The 24,322-nt window shown below is 41.1% G+C and carries 18 protein-coding genes; 14 read left to right on the top strand and 4 right to left on the bottom strand.

Translation table 11 applies throughout. From position 1 onward, the window contains the following. Positions 1-508: 508 nt before the first annotated feature. The 3 genes from R2Q94_RS10810 to adiC form a co-directional block, all read right to left on the bottom strand. The gene (locus tag R2Q94_RS10810; protein WP_316821472.1) at positions 509-2,986 is read right to left on the bottom strand and encodes a TonB-dependent receptor; all 2,478 of its coding nucleotides are present in this window, start codon (positions 2,984-2,986) and stop codon (positions 509-511) included. A gap of 274 nt (positions 2,987-3,260) precedes the next feature. Next, a complete protein-coding gene (locus R2Q94_RS10805; protein ID WP_316821471.1) occupies positions 3,261-5,567 on the bottom strand; it encodes an Orn/Lys/Arg decarboxylase N-terminal domain-containing protein in 2,307 nt (768 codons plus the stop codon). Between the two features lie 12 nt (positions 5,568-5,579). After that, positions 5,580-6,899 carry an arginine/agmatine antiporter gene (adiC, locus tag R2Q94_RS10800; RefSeq protein ID WP_316821470.1) on the bottom strand — a complete coding sequence of 440 codons (1,320 nt, stop codon included), beginning with the start codon at positions 6,897-6,899 and terminating at the stop codon, positions 5,580-5,582. Positions 6,900-7,059: 160 nt separating this feature from the next. Here adiC and R2Q94_RS10795 point away from each other — a divergent pair, with 160 nt between their 5' ends. From R2Q94_RS10795 to R2Q94_RS10740, 12 genes are all read left to right on the top strand, one after another. Then, a complete protein-coding gene (locus R2Q94_RS10795; protein ID WP_316821469.1) occupies positions 7,060-7,965 on the top strand; it encodes a cation diffusion facilitator family transporter in 906 nt (301 codons plus the stop codon). Between the two features lie 26 nt (positions 7,966-7,991). Next, positions 7,992-9,260: a DcaP family trimeric outer membrane transporter gene (locus R2Q94_RS10790; protein WP_316821468.1), complete on the top strand. Its 1,269-nt coding sequence runs from the start codon at positions 7,992-7,994 to the stop codon at positions 9,258-9,260. 375 nt (positions 9,261-9,635) lie between these two features. Then, positions 9,636-10,223: a helix-turn-helix domain-containing protein gene (locus R2Q94_RS10785; RefSeq protein ID WP_316821467.1), complete on the top strand. Its 588-nt coding sequence runs from the start codon at positions 9,636-9,638 to the stop codon at positions 10,221-10,223. Positions 10,224-10,235: 12 nt separating this feature from the next. After that, positions 10,236-11,351, top strand: coding sequence for a porin (locus R2Q94_RS10780; RefSeq protein ID WP_316821466.1), 1,116 nt, complete (start codon positions 10,236-10,238; stop codon positions 11,349-11,351). An 81-nt stretch (positions 11,352-11,432) separates the two neighbouring features. Continuing rightward, positions 11,433-12,863, top strand: a complete 1,431-nt coding sequence (locus R2Q94_RS10775; protein WP_316821465.1) for an anion permease — start codon at positions 11,433-11,435, stop codon at positions 12,861-12,863. 9 nt (positions 12,864-12,872) lie between these two features. After that, positions 12,873-13,556, top strand: coding sequence for a succinate dehydrogenase cytochrome b subunit (locus R2Q94_RS10770; protein ID WP_316821464.1), 684 nt, complete (start codon positions 12,873-12,875; stop codon positions 13,554-13,556). After that, a complete protein-coding gene (locus R2Q94_RS10765; RefSeq protein WP_316821463.1) occupies positions 13,547-15,463 on the top strand; it encodes a fumarate reductase/succinate dehydrogenase flavoprotein subunit in 1,917 nt (638 codons plus the stop codon). Before R2Q94_RS10770 ends, R2Q94_RS10765 begins: the two co-directional genes overlap by 10 nt. 10 nt (positions 15,464-15,473) lie before the next feature. Further along, positions 15,474-16,220 (top strand): succinate dehydrogenase/fumarate reductase iron-sulfur subunit, encoded by a 747-nt coding sequence (locus tag R2Q94_RS10760; protein WP_316821462.1) that lies wholly within the window; start codon positions 15,474-15,476, stop codon positions 16,218-16,220. Position 16,221: 1 nt separating this feature from the next. Further along, on the top strand, positions 16,222-17,679 hold the full coding sequence (locus R2Q94_RS10755; RefSeq protein WP_316821461.1) for a TolC family protein: 1,458 nt from the start codon (positions 16,222-16,224) through the stop codon (positions 17,677-17,679). Positions 17,680-17,722: 43 nt separating this feature from the next. Further along, positions 17,723-18,712, top strand: a complete 990-nt coding sequence (locus R2Q94_RS10750; RefSeq protein WP_316821460.1) for an HlyD family secretion protein — start codon at positions 17,723-17,725, stop codon at positions 18,710-18,712. Continuing rightward, positions 18,712-19,896, top strand: a complete 1,185-nt coding sequence (locus tag R2Q94_RS10745; protein WP_316821459.1) for an ABC transporter permease — start codon at positions 18,712-18,714, stop codon at positions 19,894-19,896. Before R2Q94_RS10750 ends, R2Q94_RS10745 begins: the two co-directional genes overlap by 1 nt. Then, positions 19,865-21,028, top strand: coding sequence for an ABC transporter permease (locus tag R2Q94_RS10740; RefSeq protein WP_316821458.1), 1,164 nt, complete (start codon positions 19,865-19,867; stop codon positions 21,026-21,028). The genes R2Q94_RS10745 and R2Q94_RS10740 overlap by 32 nt, the downstream gene beginning before the upstream one ends. Before the next feature lie 80 nt (positions 21,029-21,108). Here R2Q94_RS10740 and R2Q94_RS10735 read toward each other — a convergent pair whose 3' ends face one another. Beyond that, positions 21,109-22,590 carry a glycine--tRNA ligase gene (locus tag R2Q94_RS10735; RefSeq protein ID WP_316821457.1) on the bottom strand — a complete coding sequence of 494 codons (1,482 nt, stop codon included), beginning with the start codon at positions 22,588-22,590 and terminating at the stop codon, positions 21,109-21,111. A gap of 60 nt (positions 22,591-22,650) precedes the next feature. On the opposite strand from R2Q94_RS10735, the gene R2Q94_RS10730 reads away from it, so the two are divergent. Then, entirely contained in the window at positions 22,651-23,571 is a 921-nt protein-coding gene (locus R2Q94_RS10730; protein ID WP_316821456.1) for a glycerophosphodiester phosphodiesterase family protein, read from the top strand. Position 23,572: 1 nt separating this feature from the next. Further along, the gene (locus R2Q94_RS10725; RefSeq protein ID WP_316821455.1) at positions 23,573-24,280 is read left to right on the top strand and encodes an ATP-binding cassette domain-containing protein; all 708 of its coding nucleotides are present in this window, start codon (positions 23,573-23,575) and stop codon (positions 24,278-24,280) included. Positions 24,281-24,322 lie beyond the last annotated feature (42 nt).

Below are 24,322 nucleotides of genomic sequence, written 5' to 3'. Positions count from 1 at the left end.
TGTTGCATTAACGCAAAACACAGGCCATATCATATGTGCTTGCTGATTTTTTTGCCAGGCTTTGCTTCAACTGGATTTTAATCCTTTCCTGGTTTAATTATACGTTAACCATGATACAGGCCCATAATGGCCATTAGTGTTACATTTCATTCGATCTGCCCAGATATTGCTTTTGTTTTGCCTGGATAAAAGTATAGTAAGAGAAAATCAATAAAGTAGCAAAACAGGAGCAAAACAAATAGGCCAGAAAGCGTCTTTTTTCTTGGTTTAAAATAGGGCTCAAATCAGGTGGAAATTGCTTGAAATTTTGATTGCTTTTCCTGAATACTCAAAATTTAAGCTCCGGCATACCATATTTTGTATGGTCTTAAAATGATATTAATATTTCCTTGCTGTGGGAATGATTTACCTAAGCGATGAGCAGGGGGGAAATAAAAAGAGTTGTCATTTTCAGACAACTCTTTATGTATCATATGATGTTTTATATAGTTACTATTCCAGGCGATTCTTAGAACCTATAGCTCAATGTGGCCACAAATTGTCTTGGAGGAATTGGGTTCACACTGTAGTTTTCATGAACAAAGTAGTTTAATTCATTAGTAATGTTTGCTATTTTGGTCAATAATGAAAGTTTTTTCCAGTTATAACCTGCAGAAAGGTCTACTGTAGTGAAAGCTTTTAAAGGAATGATTCCAGTAGAAGTTCCCGATTTGTTGGTGTTTCTTCCACCGTTACGATCACCAGTATAATAAGCAGAAGCTCCTAGTTTTAATCCTCTAAGGCTACCATTCTGTAAAGTGTAGAACAGGGAACCATTAGCAGTGTTTTTCGTTGTACCCACTAAACGTTCGCCTTCAACGATACCACCGGTTACCAGGACTTTACCATCAGAACCTACAATACCTTCACGGGTATGTGTATAGCGCATATAATTATAGCTGTAGCCAGCAAGGAATGTCAATCCCTCTGCGATGGTACCTGTAATGTCTAATTCTACACCATCACTGGCAGTTTTTCCAGTAAACTCTTTTAAATTGGTATCACCGTTTACACTGCCATCGGGTTTAAATTCCGCCGTCTGAGCAAATTTGTTGTTGATGATTTTATAGGCAGTAAGGTTTACTGAGAGACGACCACCAAGGAAATCATTTTTAATGCCTGCTTCGTATTGATCAATAATTGAAGGATCCATAGGTGAATTTGTAGCAATGTTTAATCCGGCATTTGAAGTGAAGTTATTGGCGTAACTTACATAGATTGAAGTCGTTTTAAAGGGTTCGTAAATGAAACCTAATTTTGGAGAAAAAGCGCTTTCTGTTTTTGTTTTGCCAATGCCATTGCTGGAAATGGTATGCTGACCTGTCGTATAATTTGATAGTACAGATCTTGGTGTTCTTTGGAAGCTATAACGAAGACCAGCCAATACTTTAAATTGATCCGTTAATGCAATTAAGTCCTGTACAAAACCACCCATTCTATAAATTGGAGTTTTTGTATCAGAAATTAAAGAGGTTTCCGGCATATTAAAATTGCTTGGAATATTAAAGCTGGAAGGATCAAGAATATTTACCTGGTCATAATATTTGGCGTTTTTTGAATCTTTCAAAAGGTTTGGATCGCTGAAACCATATGCTTTAGTAATCGATTGATCAGCATCTGCACCAACTAACAAAGTATGTGCAATACCTGCAGTTTTAAAGTTACCAGTCAGATTGATCTGTTGGTTGTAAGTAGCTTCATCTGTTTTAGAACGTGTTAAAGCACGGTTCCATAATCCATCTGCAGCGGCTGCAGGACGTTCAGAAGAGAAATAATTTCTGTTGTATGATTGTAGGGATGCAACTACATTTAGTTTCCAGCTATCATTAAATCTATGGGTAATGTTTGCTTGTGCGGTTGTTGTATTTGTTTTATTGTATGCCCAACGCGTATTCAAAAACATGTGTCTGCTGATGTTCTCAGGTAATTGGTTACCGACAGTTCCTACTCCAAAATCTGGAGTGAAATCACTCTTCAGATAATCTCCTTGAAGCAAAATTTCTGTTTTATCACTCAGTTTGTATAATAGGGAGGGATTCACATAGATTCTGTTCGAGGTAACATGGTCTCTGTAACTTCCAGCATCTTCATAGGTGCCGATCACACGGAATGCAAGGTCTTTACTGATAGGTCCATAAATATCAGCAGTAGGCTTATATAAATCATAGCTTCCTGCACGCATAGATACTTCACCACCATAATTGAACTGTGGCTTTTTAGTCACCATGTTTACTACAGCACCGCCAGAAACACCACCATATAATAAAGCAGCACTACCTTTTAGTACTTCTACGGATTCTAGTGTGCTGGTTTCCGGCATACCTCCTGTAGTAGTACGCGCACCATTTTTGAATATGTTGTTAGTACCTAGTGCATAACCACGGGCATAAAATGTTTCACCACTTACACCACCACGGTTGGCACCAAATGCAACACCATTTACATTTTTTAGCACATCACTTAATCTGCTGGCTTGTTGGTCTGTAATGGTTTGGCTATTGATAATTTGTACCGCTTGTGGAAGATCTCTTGCTGGAATAGATACTTTACCCAGGGTAACGGGTTTCAAATTTGGGCTCAGGCTGGCTGCAATATTAACTTCATTCAGTTCAGAAGAACTTTCATTCAATGTAAAGTATAGTTTGCTGTTCTGGCCTTCAATGACTGTAGCAATTTGAGTTTGTACTTCTAAACCGATATATGAAGTTTTTACAGTATATGTTCCGGATTTCAGGTGATTGAAAATAAACGTACCATCTTCTTTAGTCAGCGACTTTCTGTTGTTCTCTACAATCTGTACGCTCACATAAGCAGCAGGTTTACCATCACTTGTACTCACTTTTCCGCTGATCGATCCCCTCACAGGAGCCGATGCCAGTTGGGCAAAAGTAGTATTGGTTAATAATAGGAGTAGCGTAATGTTTAATAAGATGTAAAATCTCTTCATATGGTGTTATTTAGATTAATTCTATGAAGGCGCAAATGTACTTTGTGATTTTGACAAGTGCAAGCATTATTTAGATTAATTGTAAATAAATATAAAGAGCGGATGAGCTGGAAATTCCAGCTATGAAAAACCGATTAAACAGGAAATAGAAGGGGATTTGAAAAATATTTTGGTTCAGATACAATAATCTGAATAGACGAGCGTCTATATATATGAGAGCGTTAATTTAAACGGGGAGGTTTCGGAGGGAACTTCCCCGTTTTACTTTAAAGGCTTATTTTAAACACCAGACATGGTAGGTATCATCTTTCATTTCTGATCCTTCCACTACCTTTTCAAAGCCAGGGAATTTTCGTCCCCATTCCTGAAGGCTGCGGATATAGCTTAACCAGGGGCCATCATTCGGACCAAAGCTTTCACCAGGCATAATGATTGGAATTCCCGGAGGATAAGGGATAACACCTACAGCGGAAGTTCTGCCAGCCAATTTATCGAGTGGCAATAGCTCCACATCGCCTGACATCAGTTTTTGAAATCCCACTCTTGGTGTAGTGATAGGTGTTGGCAGTTGACTAAAAGCAGCAGTCTGCCATTTATCCATATTGCTTTCTCTCATGTTATGGAACATTTCATCAGCAAGGTCTTTTAATCCCATCTTACCATAACGGTCTGGATAGCTTGCCGGCAGATCCGGAATCGTTACCGTTAGTGGCGCATTTTCATCGTACATTCTTTTGAACTCTAAAAGTGCATTGATCAATGTACCCCATTTTCCTTTGGTATTTCCTACAGAGAAGAGGCAAAGAACCATGAAATCTGTTGTTCTGGAAGGGATGATGCCTTTTGCATATAAGAAAGAGGACAATACCGCTGCCGGGATTCCCCATTCACTCAATTTACCATTATCTTCCATCCCAGGACATAATATTCCTGCTTTAATCGGATCCAGCATACACCAGTTGTCGGTCATGTGATCGAAACCATGCCATGCATCTCCAGGCTTTAATACCCAGCATTTCGGGTCATGACTGAGCAATTCCTTCGGCGCATCTGCAAAATCAATTTCTTTTCCAGTTGCCGGATCGGTTACCGTTGGTGCATTCCAGGAACCAAAGAACCAGTCTTTTTTCTTATGGAAAGCTCGTTGGGTACGTGCCAATGCCTGGCGGAAATCCACCGCTTCATCAATTACATCCTGAATCAGAATTTCTCCCTGTGGACCATCCATCATCGCAGCACCAATCTCATTGGAAGCGATGATCGCGTACAATGGAGAAGTGGTCGATTGTAAAAGGTAAGATTCGTTAAATCTACTGTGCTCAATTGGCTTTCTACCGTTTCTTACATGGATGTAAGAAGATTGTGAAAGTGCAGCCAATAATTTATGCGTAGAATGGGTAACAAAAATTGTAGGGTCATCTTTTGAATGGTCTTCCGCATTGCCACGTAAGCCAAACCTGTCTTTATATAATGGGTTGAAACGGGCATAAGCATACCAGGCCTCATCCAAATGAATTTGGTCTACGCTTTTGGCAAGTATCCCTTCAAGGTCTTTTGAATTGTAACACATCCCATCGTAAGTACTGTTGGTAACGACAGCATATACTGGTTTATCCTGTACGGCCAGATCCTTAAGTGGATGGTTTTTTATCTTTGATTGAATCACTTCCGGAGAAAATTCTTTCGCGGGAATCGGACCGATAATCCCAAAGCGATTACGGGTAGGGATAAAGAAGACCGGAATTGCACTGGTCATCGTTAAGGATTGCTCTATAGATTTATGACAATTTCGATCACATAAGGCGTACTGTCCATCTGAAACTGCCGCTATAAATACTGCCCTGTTGGAACCCGAAGTTCCATTCAGCATGTTGTAACTCAGGTGGGAGCCAAATACCTTGGCCACATAAGCTTCAGATTCTTTTACAGGTCCTTCATGATCCAGTAGTGAGCCAAGTGGCGTTCTTTCAATTCCGGTATCGGTGCGGAAAAGGTTCTCGCCAAAGTAATCAAAAAATACCCTTCCTACCGGAGATTTTGTAAAGGCAATTCCACCCTGATGTCCTGGAGCAGCCCAGGAGTACTCTGCCGAGTTTTCTGTATAATTAATCAGCGCTTTGGTAAATGGAGGTAATAAGTTCTCAAAATAATGATGGATAGCAATCTCAATCCTTCCACCAAGGAATGAGGCTGTATCTTCCAGCATCCAGATGAATTCATTAGCCATACTCATCGATTCTATAGTGAAGGAATTCTGATCGCCTTTTTCCGCAATTAAGAATACAGGTACGCTTGCATTTCTTTTCCTGATTTCTTCCAGTAAGGCAGTGCCTTGCTGATGTGTAGCCTCATCATTATCACCTAAGGTCCAGTCCAGCAATACACAGCTGATTGCTGCATCAGAAGTAATCACAGAAAGTGCATCGTCGTAGGAAATGGCTTCTATTACTTCAAAATTACGGTCGATAAGTTCATTAACCAAGGCGCGAACCGCTCTTCCATTGGCTGTATTTAGGCTAAGTAATTCATCATCAATGATGAGAACTTTTCTTTTGTTGAGTTTATTGATACGTTGAATCATAGGTTTATTTATTTAATTAGCATCAAGTGGATAAGCACCTTTATGGGTACGGTTATAATTGAAAGCGTAAAGTGCAGTGGTGATCAGTACGGAAACGAAAGCCCCTAAAACGGTTGTTGAATCGGAGCTAACCACAGACCAGATACAGTAGATAAAGGCAATGCCAATAATGACGATGTAGGCGTTGCGTTTCTCTCCAAGATTTCCATGGCCAATGAGCATCAATGCCGCACAGGTATAGATATAAGGAATCACTGTAAAGATTACGGTAATCGAAGAAACTACGCCGAATTGTTTTGCTGCATTTGGAGAAATGGTGGTTAATTGTAGGATGGTCATCAGGATACCGACAATCACCAGTCCGGTAACCGGTATCCCAGCTTTATTGACTTTCCCGAATATTTTTGGGAATAATCCATCATCTGCTGCGGCTTTCGCCGTTTGTCCGGCTACAAGTGTCCATCCTCCTACAGAGCCCAGACATCCTAGCATGGCACAGAATGCCACTACTGCTCCTGCAGTTTTTCCTAATGCCATCGCAACAGCATCCCCGAAAGGAGAAGAAGAAACCTGTAATTGTGCGTTAGGAATCATACCCATAATTGCAGTACTGGATAATATATAGGAGACTGCGGCAATTAATACACCTCCAACGGTTGCAATTGGCACATTCTTTTTAGGATTTTCTACAACCCCTGCGACTACCGAAGCAGTTTCTACTCCAATAAAGGCCCATAACGTAATGTTAAGAACACTTTGTACAGCACCAAGTGAGTCTTTTCCACTCACATTCCAGGCTTCCATATAGGTGCTGCTTTTAAACCAGAACCAACCAAATACGGCTACACCAATAATAGGAATCAGGGCCAATACAGTGGTAAATGCCTGTACCTTGGTCATTAAATTCGGGCCGGAGATATTGATTAGCACAAAAGCCCAGAGGATACCAATAGAACAGATCGTGGCAGGAATGGGCTCTTTTAAAAATGGAAAGAAGAAAGCCAGGTAACCTACACCTACCACTACAATAGCGATATTGCCTACCCAGGCGGCCACCCAATACAACATATTAGTCTGGTACCCTAGAAAAGGACCAAATGCTCTTCTTGCATAAGCATAAGAACCACCCGGACTGCGGTCTATCGAAGAAATTTTCGCATATACGATAGAGAGTGCAATGGCACCAACAATGGTAACCAGCCAGCCATATATGGCAATACCACCCGTGGCGGCTAAATTTGCAGGCAAGAGGAAGACTCCTGAACCCATAATGTTTCCCGCAACCATCAGCATTACAGGGATTAAACCAACTTTCTTAGTGTTTTCTGCCATAATAATTAAGGATTTAGATAGACCTTATTAACAAAGCTATTGATACCCTTTTAAGAAAGCCGGGCAAGACCTGATGCAATGCGTTTCACTTTAGAATGTGGAACATAGTTGAGCATTTAGGAGTAAGGCTTTTGTGTATTTTGAGGAATTAAAAATATTTATGGCGCTGACTGAAAACCGACTGATTAAGCTATCTATTTATCTGACAGGTGTTTTTGCTTTTTTAAGCATCTGTTTTGGCTTGTTCAGCGATGCAAAAGCCATTATTTTTGATGGACTTTTTAGTCTGATTGGGATGGTTTTATCCATTGCCTCCATTTTTGCACTCCGCTTTATCCGAAAACCGGAAGACCAGGTGCTTCCATATGGAAGAGCACATTTTGAACCTTTCATCATTCTGATTCAGTGTCTGGTGATCATTTTCCTCTGTCTATATTCTTTAATTACTGCAGCACTCGATTTTATGCATGGAGGCAGGATCGTAGATCTGAATGTTGCTATTCTCTACCTGATCTTTTCTGCTCTTGGCTCAACGGCAATTTGGTTGTATTTCAGAAGAAAAGCGCAACGCGTTAACTCAGAATTTGTGAAAATTGAAGCACTGGAATGGCAATTGGGGACTTTTTTAAGCATTGCAATCCTGATAGGAATGATGATTGCCTTTGTACTGGACTGGCTCGGTTTCCACGCTGTGGTACCTTATGTAGATCCTACATTGGTGATTTTGGCTTCTTTGATCTTTCTCGTAGAACCCATCAGAACAGGAATCCGGAACCTGAAAGAGCTGCTTCTGTATGCCCCTGAAGATGAGGTGGAAATGACCACGAAAGCCCTGGTCCAGGAGATGGTTAGCCAGAAGCAATTTTTGGAAGTGAAGAGTCATATTGCCAAGACCGGAAAATATCACCTGATTGAAATAGATTTCCTGTTGCCTGAAGGATACCCGCTCCAATCTGTGGATGAACTGGATGCCATCAGGGCAGAGGTGTATGATGGAATTAAAAATAAAAACAACAACCTATGGCTTACCATTTCCTTTACGGCACAACGGAGGTGGATGCTCTGAGTTCTTATATTTTCAAAACTGATTAAATGATACGAAGCTTTTTTAAACTGACACTGACTTTACTTTTTATTCAAATGCTGGGAATCAATGCCTATGCACAAACAGATTCGCTGATCCGTAAACGCCTGGATAGTCTGGAAGCGCGACTGAATTACCTGGATATCCGCTTAAAAAAGAATGCTTCACCACCCAGAACACAAACCAGAAGTGCAGTAGAATCCGGAAAATATACCGGTGTTGTGATGGCAGATGATGAGGGTATTGCCCTGCAGATCGGAGGTTTCATCCAGACGGATGCGATTCATGATTTTCACAACAATAACAGTCCTTTGGGCTTTCTTTCCTCCGGGATCACGATTCCTAACGATAAAAAAAGCAATACGACATATAGTGTTGCCGCCAGTCGTTTTAACCTAAGCGGACAGATTCCTATAGATAAGAAAGCATTGAAAACGGTTTTGGAATTCGATCTTTTTAATAGTTCGTTTAGTCCAAATTTAAGAATGGCATATGCCGAATATGGTAAAATTTTGGTCGGGATGTACTGGTCTAATTTTATGGATGTAGATGCCTATCCAAATACTTTGGATTACAATGGTCCCAATGCGATGACTTCAGGCAGGCAGGTGCAGTTCAGATTAACCCTTCCGGTAAGTAAAACTACTGATGTGGTCTTCGCGTTAGAGGATCCGGTAAGTTTTCTTACACTTCCCGAAGCATCGGGATTTAAAACGCTGAAGCAAGTACCTGATATTACTGGCAGTATTCAGTATAGTAAGAATGGGAGCCACCTGCGTTTCTCCTCGGTATTGCATCCTATAGTGTACGAAAACGCTGCGCAAAAGAGAGAAAGTAAGATTGGATATGGCCTCAGTGCAAGTGGAGTTTTACAACAACCGGGGAACAAGGATAATTTCGTGTTTCAGGCAACTTATGGTAAAGGAATCAGTAAATACATTAACGACATTGGTCCGGATAATTATGATGGGATCTATAATCCAGCTACTGAGAACCTGGAAATTCTGGCCGTTTGGGGAATTTCAGCTTCTTATGATCATTGGTGGGCAGATCAATTTAGCTCTACTGCCGGTTGGGGATATTTAAACCTGAAAAATAAGGGAGTGCTTGCAGATCAGAATTTTAAAGCTTCAAATTATGGTATTTTGAACCTGATTTATTATCCCAACAGCTTTATAAAAGCTGGGGTTGAATATTTATACGGTACCAGAAAGAACATAAATGGCGATTCTGCCAATAACAGTCGGATTCAATTGACGATGCAATTCAGATTCTAGTTATTCTCTTGATTGATTTTTTGTTAAGAAATTATTTATTGCTCTTCTATGGTCAGTATAAAATATAGCTGAGTTTACATAGAGTTATCCTGATAATAATCCTCTATTTAGGTAATTATTTATTTGAAAATAAATAAAACCTTTTTCGCTTAATAATGTACTATTATAAAACCTGGTCACTCGAAATGGAAGTTTTGGCTCCTTTCGTAGAGATACAGGTTGTGAAATTATTAATTGCTTAGCGGAAAAAACTTACAAAATCCATCACCTATGGAAAAACATACTCCTCACGCTAACAGGTACCTCCGTCCGGGGTAATCTGCCTGTTACCCCATATACATCCTATCTATCCTTGAAATACTAAATGCTCATTAAATGGTACATTTTTCCCCGCAAATTGATGATAATGCGTTTGTAAGCGCTGCTTATCTGCTTTTTTTCGTTCCACATGTCGTAAAACAACCCATTTTTCGATTCATCAATACCCTTAAAAAGAAATTTTCTCCTGAACTTAAGTCTGGAGCGCATAGAATACCGGCAATGGAAAAATCCATGGCGCCTATATTAGAAAAGGAGCGTCCTGATCAGGGGCAGCTTTTATACAATAAGGATAAGCGCATTGCTTACCTGCAAACTTTAGAGGAAATCCTGATTGAAGAACAACCTTTCCTCACAAAAGGTTATTCGATAAAAGATCTTTCGGATGATACAGGTATTCCTGCCCATCATCTTTCCTGCCTGATCAACAAAGAGTATCAAATGAATTTCCAGAATTTCATTAACTTTCAAAGAGTGGAGTACGTGAAGTCACAGATCCAGTTGGAAGAATGGAAGCAATTGTCTCTGGAAGGCATGGCATGGCAGGCAGGATTTACTTCTAGAACCACTTTTTTCAGGGCCTTTATTAAAAACACCGGTAAAGCCCCCTCTTATTATTTAGGTGAAACTCATCAAAAGGTCTAATTGTCAAATTGAATGAAGTTTAGAATTCTAACGTTTTTAGTCCTGTTTTGTACACCTGTTTTATTGAAGGCCCAAGGTGTAGAAATTCCAGTTTCCTCCAAGACGAAACTTACTTTATCCGGAATGTTGCAAAGTCAATTCAATTACTCATTGGACAGCGATGTAGACATTAAAGGTTTACACCATTCTGGTGACGAACATTTTTCCCACAATTCCTTTTCTGTAAAAAGAGCAAGGGTACAGTTGAATGCGGCGATCAACGACCGGATCAACGCAGTTATTCTGGTCAACTTTGGCGACTTTACCGGAAACCCACAAAACAAGGTATTGGAAAATGCTTTTATCAAATATAGTGTCAATGATTATGTGAATTTTCAATTCGGTCAGTTTCGTCCGCAATTTGGACAGGAAGATAATTATCCGGTAGACTTTGTTAAGTCTATTGATTTTTCTAATCAGTATTATTTGTTTGGTGCCAATAGCTGGCAGAGTTTTCAGATTGGTGCAAGTTTCTCCGGCCAGATCAAAGACATCGCCATTCCTATTCAGTATGCTGTGGGCGTATTTAACGGGAATAACCGAAATCAGTTGAGCGACAATGATGATGGAAAAATCTTCCCTGCACGTGTAGTGTTGGGTTTAAGTAAGAACACTCATTTGGGAGGCAGTGTAGGAGTAGGTAAGAACCTGGGGCAACGCATCTGGGCTTACGGCGTAGATGTAGATTATACAAAAAAATTGACTGAGCGCTGGGGAATGTCTTTTGTATCTGAATACAAACAAGGGATCAACAGTCAGGAGTTCTTTGGTCAGGAAAGCCCAAATATTCCAATTAGCAAATATGCGATGAGGGGGATTTATGTATTGCCAAATGTAAGTTACAGTTTTAAAAACACAAGGTTAAAAGATCTGGAATTTGCTTTTCGCTATGAATACCTAGATGCTGATTTTAAGTTGGCAGGGAATTCCAGAGAAACTTACATTCCAATGCTCAGTGCTTCTTTTGCAGAAGCTTATGCGATTAGGGTACAATTGGGGCTGCAAATGGACCGTTACGAAAGAAATATACCGAACACCACACAGTATAATACCAATCGGGTGATTTGCCAGGTGCAAGCGCGTTTTTAACGAAAGAAAGCCCGCTTATCTGTACTGAATTAAATTTCCTAAAGAGCAGGCTCACATTTAAAATTAATAGTATAACCAAACATGCAAGAAATAAACTATAAAATGCTCCTGATTACCCTGGTATTCGGCTTGATCATCTGGTTTATTCCGGAGCCGGAGGGGGTAAAGGCAGAAGCCTGGCATTTATTGGCCATTTTTCTGGCCACCATTTTAGGAATTATACTCAAAGCCGCTTCAATGGGTACAATGTCTATGACCGCGATTGCTTTGGTAGCCGTATCAGGTGTACTTGCACCTGGTGATCCAGGAAAGGCAATCTCTTTAGCTTTAAGTAGTTTCGGTGATAAGGTTATCTGGTTAATCGGGATCTCTTTTTTTATCGCCCGTGGATTTATTAAAACAGGTTTGGGAAGCAGGATCGCCTATCTCTTTATCCGTGTATTTGGCCGTAGTTCTTTGGGATTAGGTTATGGTCTTGGATTGGCAGATTTAGTGTTGGCGCCTGCTATTCCCAGCAATACCGCCCGTGGGGGAGGAATTATTTATCCGATCATGAAGGCGATGGCCATCAATTTTGGTTCTTTTCCGGACAAAGCAGAAACACACCGCAAGTTAGGTGCCTATCTGAGTTTGAGTAGTTATAATGTCAATTTGATTACTTCTTCGATGTTCCTGACCGGTACGGCGAGTAACCCGATGTGCCAGAAGTTCGCTGCGGATCTGGGCATTCAGATTACCTGGATGTCATGGATGTGGGCAGCGATTGTTCCTGGCATCATTTCTCTGTTGGTGATTCCCTATGTATTGTATAAAATCTATCCGCCGGAGATTAAAGCCACCAATGGAGCCACAAAAATGGCTACAGATCAATTGAAAGAAATGGGCGCTGTCTCTAAAAATGAATGGCTGATGCTGATTGCTTTTGTGTTGTTGCTGGTATTATGGGTAAGTGGCGATTTTTTTAAGATCGATGCCACTACTACTGCATTCATCGGACTGGTTTTCCTCCTGCTTTCCAGAGTACTGACCTGGGAGGATGTGAAAAGTGAAAAGGGGGCCTGGGATACCATAGTTTGGTTTTCCGCATTGGTGATGATGGGTTCTGCGCTTAATACCCTCGGACTGATCCCATGGTTGAGCAATCTGGTGAAAAATGAAATCGGTGGTCTCAGCTGGACTTTAGCCTTCCCCATCATTATACTGGTTTATTTTTATAGCCATTACCTTTTTGCCAGTGCAACGGCCCATGTGGCTTCTATGTATGCGGCATTGTTAGGGCTAGGGGTCATTATTGGAATCCCACCAATGTTACTGGCGCTTTCTCTGGGTTTTTGTGGAGGGATTTTCGGCACCTTAACCCATTATGGTCATGGGCCGGCACCGGTATTTTTTGGAAGCACCTATGTTGATGTGAAAGATTGGTGGTCGAGGGGATTCATCCTCAGCATTATTTTTCTGATCATCTGGATAGGAATTGGCGGCCTTTGGTGGAAAGTAATTGGCGTATTTTAATTTAAAGCTATGGATAGAAAAACAAATACTTCTACGCTGATGCGTAAAACATTAATGGCTTTAACGGGCTTATTCCTCTGTTTTTTCCTGGTGATTCATTTGCTTGGTAACCTGCAATTGCTGCTTCCTGCGGAACAGGCAAAAGGAAGTTTTAACGGTTATTCCCAACTGCTTTCGGGCAATATATTTATTAAAATTATTTCTTACGTATTGTATGCATCTATCATCATACATGGAATAGATGCCTTAGTCATTACCCTCAAAAATAAGAAAACAGCAGGTAAATACGCCATAGATGGAAGAGCGGCAACAAGTAAATGGTATTCCCGCAATATGGGGATTCTGGGCACATTGATCCTGATTTTCCTGGTTTTCCATTTTAAAGATTTCTGGTACCAGTATAAGTTTGGAACCTTACCGATGGATGAGGCCGGACACAAGGATTTATATACCATAGTGATCGCTGCTTATCAGGATTGGTGGTATGTGTTGTTTTATGTGCTTTCCATGTTTGCGCTGGGTTATCATCTTTTACACGGCTTTTTTAGTGCCGCACGCTCGCTTGGACTTTATCATCCTAAATACGTTACCTGGGTCAGGAATTTTGGAAAGGTTTACAGTTATGCGATTACGTTTGGCTTCGCAATTATCCCAATTTATGTTTATTTAACTCAGCATGTGGTATGGAATTAAATGCTAAAATCCCACCGGGACCCTTAAAGGATAAATGGAGTTTTTATAAGGACCATGCGCGACTGGTGAATCCCGCCAATAGAAAGAAAATGGATGTGATTGTAGTTGGAACCGGCCTTTCAGGAAGTGCTGCGGCTGCTTCTCTGGGAGAAATGGGCTATAATGTAAAATCATTTTGCTTCCAGGACTCTGCCCGAAGAGCACATTCTGTTGCTGCCCAGGGGGGGGTGAATGCGATGAAAAACTACAAAAATGATGGCGATAGTGTTTATCGCATGTTTTACGATACGATTAAAGGAGGAGATTTCCGCTCCCGTGAAGCGAACGTATACCGACTTGCAGAATGTTCTGCACAATTGATTGATCAGGCAGTAGCCCAGGGAGTTCCTTTTGGTCGTGAATATGGTGGATACCTGAACAACCGTTCTTTTGGAGGAGTTCAGGTGAGCCGGACTTTTTATGCGAGAGGGCAAACCGGACAACAATTGTTGTTGGGAGCATATCAGGCACTCATGAGACAGGTGACCGCCAAAACAGTTACTTTATATACCCGACATGAAATGTTGGATCTGGTAATTGTAGATGGAAAGGCAAGAGGGATTATTGTGAGGAATCTCGATACAGGAGAGATTGAAAGACACAGTGCACATACAGTGGTGTTGGCTACCGGAGGTTTCGGCAAGATTTATTATTTGTCGACCCTGGCGATGGGCTGTAACGCTTCCGCCATCTGGCGTGCCCATAAAAAAGGAGCTTTTATGGCTTGTCCAAGCTGGACACAAGTGCATCCCACCTCTTTACCACAATCAGGAAGTTACCAGAGTAAACTCACCCTGATGTCAGAATCTTTAAGAAATGATGGTCGGATTTGGGTGTCTTTGAAAAACCCAGAAACCAGAAAACCTAATGATATTCCCGAAACAGAAAGGGATTATTATCTGGAACGTCGTTATCCTGCTTTTGGAAACCTTGCGCCCAGAGACATTTCTTCCCGTGCCGCAAAGGAACGCATCGATGCAGGATTTGGAGTAGGGCCCCAGCTGAATGCCGTTTATCTTGATTTTTCAAAAGCGATCAAAGAGCAGGGGCAGGGAAAGATTAAGGAGAAATATGGAAACCTGTTTGACATGTATCGTAAGATTACAGACATCGATGCCTATAAAGAACCCATGATGATTTCACCTGCGGCGCATTTTTCTATGGGTGGTTTATGGGTAGATTATGAGCTGATGACCACAATACCTGGCTTGTTTGCACTTGGCGAAGCTAATTTTGCTGATCATGGTGCCAACCGTCTAGGTGCCAACTCTTTATTGCAGGCTTGTGTGGATGGTTATTTTATTGCCCCCTATACGATCTCTAATTACCTGGCGGGAGAGATCAAATCTGCCAGACTGAGCACCGATGAACAGGAGTTTGTAGATGCAGAAGTTGGAGTAAGAGCTCATCTGAGCAAATTAATAGAAATTAACGGTACTAAAACTGCCGATCACTATCATAAAATATTAGGAAAACTTCTGTATGACTATTGTGGTTTATCTAGAAGCAGGGAGGGACTAACGAAAGCAATACAGGAAATTAAAAGTTTGCGGGCAGACTTCTATCAGCACCTTAAAGTACCGGGTACAGAGGAAGAGATGAATGGAGAACTGGAAAAAGCAGGTCGCATTAGCGATTACCTGGAAATTGCAGAGCTGATGTGTCAGGATGCTTTAACGAGAGAGGAGTCCTGTGGGGCCCATTTCAGGGAAGAATACCAGACTCCGGAAGGAGAGGCCTTAAGGAATGATGAGGAGTATTGTTTCGTATCTGCATGGGAATACAAAGGGGGAATGCAGGAAGAAGTACTGGTTCGGGAACCACTGTATTTTGAAAACGTAGAATTAACCGTAAGGAGTTATAAATAATATACCGGCTATGAACATCTATTTAAAAATATGGCGACAAACTGATGCGGGTAGTCCGGGGAAATTAGTCGATTATGAATTGGACAATGTGATTCCACACATGTCCTTTCTGGAGATGATGGATACGCTGAATGAGCAATTGATCTTAAATGGGGATCGCCCTGTGGAGTTCGACCATGATTGCAGGGAAGGGATTTGTGGCCAATGTGGCATGATGATCAATGGCCGTGTACACGGCCCTGTTGCACATTTAACCACTTGTCAGCTACACATGCGGGAGTTTAAAGAAGGGGATACGATTTATATCGAACCTTTTAGAGCTGCGGCATTTCCAGTGAAAAGAGATTTGAGGGTGGATCGTTCTGCTTTCGACAGGATCATCCAGTCGGGTGGTTTTGTATCTGTAAATACAGGACAGGCTCCGGAAGCCAATGGAATTCCAATCACCCATGAACAAGCGGAATCTGCATTCGATAGCGCAGCATGTATTGGATGTGGCGCCTGTGTGGCCACTTGTAAAAATTCCAGTGCCGCATTATTTACCTCCGCTAAAATCTCGCATTTGTCGAAACTGCCACAAGGAAAGATGGAATCGAATAAGCGTGTACTATCGATGGTGGCGCAAATGGATTTTGAAGATTTTGGTCATTGTACCAATACAGAAGCTTGTGAAGTGGAATGCCCACAAAGCATTTCCGTCCTGAATATCGCCAGAATGAACTGGGAATATACCCTGAGTAAAGTTTTAAAAAAGTAGCATGTTTAAAGAAATACATACCTATAAAAGTCGCGTCCTCCTCTGCGGTCTGATGACCTGGGGAATTGCTGCAAGCGCACAGAATACCTCTCTGGAGGATTGTTTTAATCTCGCGCAGCAAAATAACCTGAGCCTGAGACAGGCGAAATCCACATTGGCTTCCTCAGAATCCAACCTCAGAGCGGAAAGCAAAAGTTATTTGCCAAAAGTAGATCTTTTGTCGAGTTATACTTACCTGAGCAGCCCTTTATCCATTAACCTCCAACAGGCGAGAGATGGCGTAGTGAACGGATCTTCTCAGCAAAGTGTCAATACCGCAAATGAAGTATTCAAAGAAATTACCGGAAATCCATTGCCACAGTCGGTACAGGACCGGATTTATAACACATCGAAAAACGTAATTGGTGCCATTTACCCGGATTACAATCCTAGTTTGAGTAAACAATCTTATTTCTTAGCGGGCGTTGGCTTCCGGCAACCGATTTTTTTGGGTTATAAACTTGATGCAGCGGGGAATCTGGCAGAATCGTTAGTGAAATCAGCAGACATCAATGTAGATCTGGTAGGGAAGGAAATTGAATTCCTGATTTCTTTACAATACCTCCGGATTTTATACCTGAATACTTTACTGCGTGAACAGCAAACTATGGTAGATGCGCTGACTAAGAACAAGGCTTATGCGCAGGAATTGGTGAAAAACCAAATCCTTGCTCCTTATCAAAAAAGCTGGACAAATGTAGTTTTGATCCAGGCAGAAAGCCAGTTTAACAACATCAAATTAGAACAGCAAAATGCGAAAGTAGAGCTGAATAAACTTTTGGGTATCCCTTTGGATTCCAATATCGTAATTGCGGATACTTTAAAATACCAGCATATAACGCCTGCTCCTCCAAAAGAAGATTTCTGGGTTACAAACCCTATTTACAGATTAGCAGGGAGCAAAATCAATTATGCAAAAACAGCAGAGAAAATCAGTAAGTCTTTTTCTTTGCCAAATATTTTTGCCATTGGTAATTATAACCTGTACCAGAAAGACCTGCCCGTAACGATACCGGATTGGTTTATTGGGGTAGAAATGCAATGGAGTTTATTTAATGGACAAACGCGTAAACGTACCCAGGCTGCCAGAAAACTGGTAGAAGAAGCTAAGCTTGGAGAGCAAAGTGCCGGATTAGCGTTACAGGTGCAATCTACGGTGGCCAGAAATAAAATGAAGTCGCTCCAAAACGATGTGAACACTTTAGATAATGCCCGGAAAGAGGCCCATACCACCAGTATGCTTATTGGCGAAAGGATGAAAAATCAGCTCTCTTCTCCAAAAGATGTAAATGATGCGCTGTTGGTAGAAACAGAGATAGATAAAGGTTATCATACCGCCGTTTTTGGCTATTATCTGGCTGTTGCTGCTTATTTTAATAGCATAGGAACGCCTAAAGAACTGGCTCAATACCTAAAATAAATTTATTATAAACCAAAATACTCAAGATATAAAACACCTATACATGAAAGATATCATCAAAAATTACTGGGCCTTACTGATCCCTATTATAGTGGTCATCGCTGCTTTGTTCTTTTTCCTGGCAGGGAATAAAAAAGAAGACAATAACTTCATTGGTATGGTAGACGCTTCCAGCGTAGATGTGGCAGCAGAATTTCCGGGCCGATTGGATTCCTTACTGGTTGAGCTCGGCGATACGGTAAAAGAGGGGCAGATTGTAGCCATTCTTCGATCCAATGAGATTGATGCGATAAAAGCGCAGGCTTTAGCAGCAATTGATGCTGCGAAAGGGCAGCAGGAGTTATTGCTGAAAGGCGCAAGACCAGAATTGATAGATGCGACTTCCAAACTTTATCAAATTAGTGAGGATCAATATAAATTGTTCAGTGCTACCAACGACAGGATGCAGCGTCTATATAACGCAGATGTGATTTCAGGGCAGGAAAGGGATGTGTTTTACTTCCGTTATGAAGCGGCTAAGAAAGAGATGGAAATGGCGAAACTGAACCTGAAAATGTTAAAAGATGGTACGCGTCCGGAGATTATAAAAACGGCGAATGCAATTGTAAAACAAGCAGAGCAGGCTTACGAGCTCACCAAATCATTAGGCGATAATACCAGGGTTCATGCACCGGCAGATGGCGTGATTTCCAGTCTGGTGACACATCAGGGGGAGATTGTTTCCATAGGTTATCCAATGATGACGATTGAAAAGAAAAATTCCAAGTTATTAAGGTTCAATGTTCGTCAGGATGACTCCAATCTTTTAAAAGTAGGTTCTATAGCATCAGTAAAAGTTCCTGGATGTGACCCTGAAACTTTTCAAGTAAAAGTGACTTCCATTGCACCAACTTTAGAGTTTGCCAACTGGGTGCCTACAAAAGATAAAGGACAATTTGAATTGAGGACGTTTACAATAGAGCTGAAACCAGAAAACCCTGCAGGAATTAAAGGCTTGCGTGCTGGTATGACGGCTTCTTTAATTTTGCCATAATGCGTTCGACTTGTCAGATCATCATTCGGGAATGGAACAGGATTCTCCATCTAAAGGTATTTTACCTCGTGATGTTGGTGGTTCCTGCGCTGTTATTTTCCTTTTACGCGTATATCTACCAGGAGAAAGAAGCGAAACATCTCCCTTTTGCTATTTGGGATGACGATCAAAGTCCGGTAAGCCGGCAGCTGATTTTTTTGCTGGAGCAGCGGGATGCTTTACACATTACCAAAAGGTTGTTTAGTGAAGCTGAAGTACAGCAGGCAATCCAGAAGGGAGAGATCATGGGCGCAGTACATTTCCCTCACCACATGCAGAATGATATTTATAGCCGACATCCTACAACGGTGACTTTATATACCAATGCAGCGGCATTAGTCCCCGCAAAAATGGTGTATAAGGCTGCGGCACAGGTCATCATTACCGGAAGTACTGGAATTGTGCTGAAGAAGCTGGTCAAGACCGGAATGGAACCCGACCGGGCCATGGCCCTGGCCAACCCGATCAAACTAGATACTTATCAGCTGTACAATGCGACCTACAATTATCAGGAATACCTGGTTCCTGGACTCATTACCGTAGGGATGCAAATGATTTTGATCATCAGCAGTATGCTGGCACTCAATTATGAATACAAGACCAATACGATGTCGCAATTATACGAATTGGCAAAGGGATCGGCATTTCGCGTAATTGCCGGTAAAACGATTGCCCATCTGGTGATCAGTTGGTTTAATTTTGTCATCATTGCCTTTATCCTTTTTCCTTTCTTTGATATTGGGGTACCAGCGGCAACAGGTAAGTTTTTTGCACTGTATACTTTGCTTTCTGTAGCCTGTATCGGGATAGGAATGTTTATCTCGGCTTTATTTAAAGATGTAATGCTTTCCGGTGATGTGGCCTTGTTTTATACTTCACCAGCATTTGTTTTCAGCGGTTTTACTTTTCCCAGGTGGGCAATGCCCTGGTACGATCAGTACTATGCAACGATTATGCCTTATACGCCTTTTCTGGATACTTTTTTCAAAATTTACTATATGAATCTGCCATTCTATTATGCCCAGGCCGATTTATATAAACTATTGTTGTTTCCAGCGGTGATGTTCCCAACTGCCCTAATTCTTTTCCAACGTCAATTTAATCAAAGTAAAAATGAAGCAGCAGCCGAACCCGTCCTTAATTAATCTTTTACTGAGAGAGGCTGCATCGGTGGTAAAGGACCATAGTTTGCTCCTTACTTTACTGATCGCGCCCTTGTTGTATGCTTTTTTCTATGGGAGTATCTATATCAATAAAGAAGAAGAAAATGTGAAACTGGCTATCGTAGATGATGATCAGACACGTTTATCCCGTTTGTTACAACAGAATATAGACAATTCCCCAATGGTAGAACTGATTCATTTTTCCAATCTGGAAGATGCAAAAGAACAAATGTATGAGGGGCTTTGTCAGGGGTATATGTATATCCCTAAAGGAACACAAACGAATTTGTTAAGTTTAAAACAGAGTAATGTGGTTCTGGCTGTAAATGCCGCCAGATTTTTGCCTTCCAGTGATATATTGGCGAGTGTACAGGCCATTTGTTTAACTGTGGGGGCTGGGGTTAGACTCCAGTTCTTTGAGAAGAGCGAGGGGATGACTTCTGCCATTGCCATGCAGAATGTGATGCCGGTGAGTCTGGATTACCGTCCACTGTTTAATGAACGTTCCAGTTATGGGGCTTTCTTATTGCCAGGTCTGTTGGCGCTGATTCTACAACAAACTTTGCTGATCGGTCTTTCAGAAAGTGTGGCAGCAGAAAGACAGCACGCTACCATTGCTGGCTGGTTGAGGGGAGGAGCTTCGATGGCGATTTGGGGTAAGGGATTATTTTACCTTATTCTTTTTTCCGCCTATGCATTTTTCTTTCTAAATGTAAATTACAGTCTACTCAACCTGCCCATGAGGGGCAATGGTTTCGAACTGAGTTTATTGTTGCTGTTGTTCCTGTTGACTTTAATTCCAATGGGACAGTTTATCGGTTCTTTGTTTAAATCTCAGTTGCTTTGTTTGCAGATGATGGCATTTTCAACCTACCCGATTTTCCTGATTACCGGATATTCCTGGCCATTTGAATCTTTACCCTTACCGATACAGTGGTTGTCGATGTTATTACCTACCACACCATTTATACAGATCTATACGGCAGTAGTACAGAGTGGGGCAAGTATATGGGAGAATCCTAAATTATTGTTACACCTTATTTTGTTATGCGCTTTTTACAGTAGCATTTGCTATGCAAGATTACATACTTTGAGAAAGCGGACACTGGCTTAATTTCTCCCAGACCGGATCTCTAAAAGAAAAACCCTGCTCATCGTTTGATGGCAGGGTTTTTTATGGATTTATAGGAATGCTTATCTCAAAAGATTTTTCCAGCTTACTCTGCTAGAGATCAATTCTTCCAGGTCTTTAATGTCAATCCTTTGCTGCTCCATCGAATCACGGTGACGGATTGTTACGGTATTGTCTTCTAAAGTCTGGTGATCTACTGTTAAACAGAATGGTGTACCAATCGCATCTTGTCGACGGTAACGTTTACCAATTGCATCTTTTTCTTCATATACACAGTTGAAATCAAATTTCAGGCTGTCCATGATTTCTCTTGCTTTTTCTGGTAAACCATCTTTCTTTGTTAATGGGAAGATTGCTACTTTAACCGGTGCTAAGCAAGGGTGTAAGCGTAATAAAGTTCTGCTGTCTTGTTTTTCTTCTGTACTTAAATCCTGCTCTTCGAAAGCATTGATCATGGTTAACAGGAACATGCGGTCTAAACCAATAGAAGTTTCGATCACGTAAGGAACATAATTTCCGTAAGGTTTACCTTCTTCATTTAGTTCAGCATCGAAATATTGCATTTTCTTACCAGAGAAAGTCTGGTGTTGTGTTAAATCGAAATCAGTACGGCTATGGATACCTTCTACTTCTTTAAATCCGAATGGGAATTCAAATTCGATATCAGTAGCGGCGTTCGCATAGTGTGCTAATTTAACATGGTCGTGGAAGCGGTATTTTTCCGGAGAAGTACCTAAAGCCTGGTGCCATTTCAGACGCGCTTCTTTCCAGTAGGCGAACCATTTTGCATCTTCACCCGGACGAACAAAGAATTGCATCTCCATTTGTTCGAATTCACGCATTCTCATGATGAACTGACGAGCAATTACCTCATTTCTGAATGCTTTTCCGATTTGTGCAATACCGAAAGGAATTTTCATTCTTCCGGATTTCTGTACGTTTAAGAAGTTGACAAAGATACCTTGTGCGGTTTCCGGACGTAGGTATACTTCATCGGAACCTTCTGCCATTGCACCAAACTGAGTGCTGAACATAAGGTTAAACTGGCGTACATCGGTCCAGTTTTTAGTGCCACTTACCGGACAAGCTATTTCATGCTCTTCGATCAGTAGTTTTAAGCGTGGAAGATCTTCAGCTTGTAAAGCATCATCCATATCAGCCTGCAATTTCGCAGCTTTATCAGTTTTACCGTCTTTCTCGTAACGGGCAATTTTGTCTTCTAACAACTGGTCTGCACGGTAGCGCTTTTTCGAGTCTTTGTTATCGATCATAGGATCGTTAAACCCGTCTACGTGTCCGCTGGCTTTCCATACTTTCGGGTGCATAAAAATTGCAGAATCAATTCCTACAATGTTCTCATGCATCTGAACCATGGATTTCCACCAATAAGTTTTAATGTTATTCTTTAATTCCGAGCCTAATTGTCCGTAGTCATATACCGCACTTAGTCCGTCATAAATCTCGCTACTTTGAAATACAAAACCGTATTCCTTGGCATGTGATATTACATTTTTAAATTGTTCGTCGTTAGTGTTCTTTGCCATAATGATGCAAATATAGAAGATTAACAAATATATATAGGACCTAAATTCCTACTTTTGACCATGAAACAATTTAATCTGCTTCTGGTAGGCTTGTTAATGCTTGCCATATCCTGCACAGGGCAAACGAAAAACTATATTTCTTTCAATAATAGTGAAGAATTAAGGTCATTTTTAAATAGAAAAACACCTGGATATCCACTGATTTCGGCACATAGAGGAGGGCCCATGAAAGGTTTTCCTGAAAATTGTATTGCAACATTCGAGAATGCGACAAAATATCAGCCGGTAGTGATTGAATTTGATGTGGCCTTGAGTAAAGATTCGGTATTGGTGATCATGCACGACGACCGACTGGAGAGAACTAGTAATGGTACTGGTATGATCGGTAGCTATACTTATGCAGAATTGCAGAAGCTCCAGTTAAAAGATGATTTCGGAACTCTAACTCCATATAAAATCCCGACTTTGAATGAGGTGCTGACCTGGGGAAAGGGAAAAGTACTATTTACAATAGATATTAAAAAGGGCGTACCTTTTGCTAAAATCATTGAGGAAGTACGTAAAACGAAATCAGAATCCAATTCGATTGTGATTACTTATAATGACAATCAGGCTGTAGAGCTGCATCGTCTGGCGCCTGACCTGATGATTTCTGCTTCTGTTAAGTATGATACGGATTTAAAGAGACTAAATGGAAAAGGAGTACCTAACAACAGGATTGTCGCTTTTGTGGGCACCTCAGTTCCAGAACAAAAAGTGTTTGATGGCTTACATGAAAATGGGATTACCTGTATCATGGGCACAATGGGTAACTTAGACAAACGTTCTTTGGCCAGACCAAATGGTAAATATTATTACCAGTACCTGGAAGCTGGTGCAGATATGATTTCGACTGATAATTTAGAATTGGCTGGAAAAGAGTTCAATCAATATAGAAAAGATAAAAAGATTCGTTCTTCAAACGTTAAAAAGGTAAAGTAAATTGAGCATCCTGGTAAATTCACTCAGCAAACATTTCGACCAGCAAAAGGCGGTTGATGGGATTAGCTTTGAAGCTAAGCCCGGTAAGATCTTGGGTTTTCTTGGTCCAAATGGTGCCGGGAAGTCAACCACCATGCGAATGTTGACGGGTTATTTGAAGCCAAGTTCGGGGACTGCGAGCTTGTGTGGTTATGATGTGCAGACACAAGCTATTGAGTTGAAAAAGATCATGGGCTATCTTCCCGAAAATACGCCATTGTATACAGATATGTATGTGCAGGAGTTTTTATTGTTTGTGGCCAATACTTATCAATTGAAAGATGCAAAACAGAAAGTAAAGGAAACTATTCAAAAGGTAGGCCTGAGCGCTGAGCAGCATAAGAAGATTGCGATGCTTTCTAAAGGATATAAACAAAGGGTAGGATTGGCTCAGGCAATCATTCATGATCCACAGGTATTGATTCTTGATGAACCGACATCAGGATTGGATCCGAATCAGTTGGTAGAGATCAGGGAACTGATCAAAGCGCTGGGGAAAAACAAAACAGTGATCATCTCCACGCATATTATGCAGGAAGTGGAGGCACTTTGTGATGAGGTGATTATCATTGATAAAGGCCGTATCGCAGCTAATTCCCCGATAATTGAACTTAAAAAAGAACACCAACTGACTTCTTTAGAGGATATTTTTAGAAAATTGACATCCTGATTTAATTTTTTTTAAGTGTTTATGTGCATTGGCCAAGTTTTT

It is taken from the genome of Pedobacter gandavensis, from assembly GCF_032678465.1.
Taxonomy (GTDB): domain Bacteria; phylum Bacteroidota; class Bacteroidia; order Sphingobacteriales; family Sphingobacteriaceae; genus Pedobacter; species Pedobacter gandavensis_B.
Note: the sequence above shows the minus strand (reverse complement) of the source record. Positions and strands in the feature narration are given on the sequence as shown.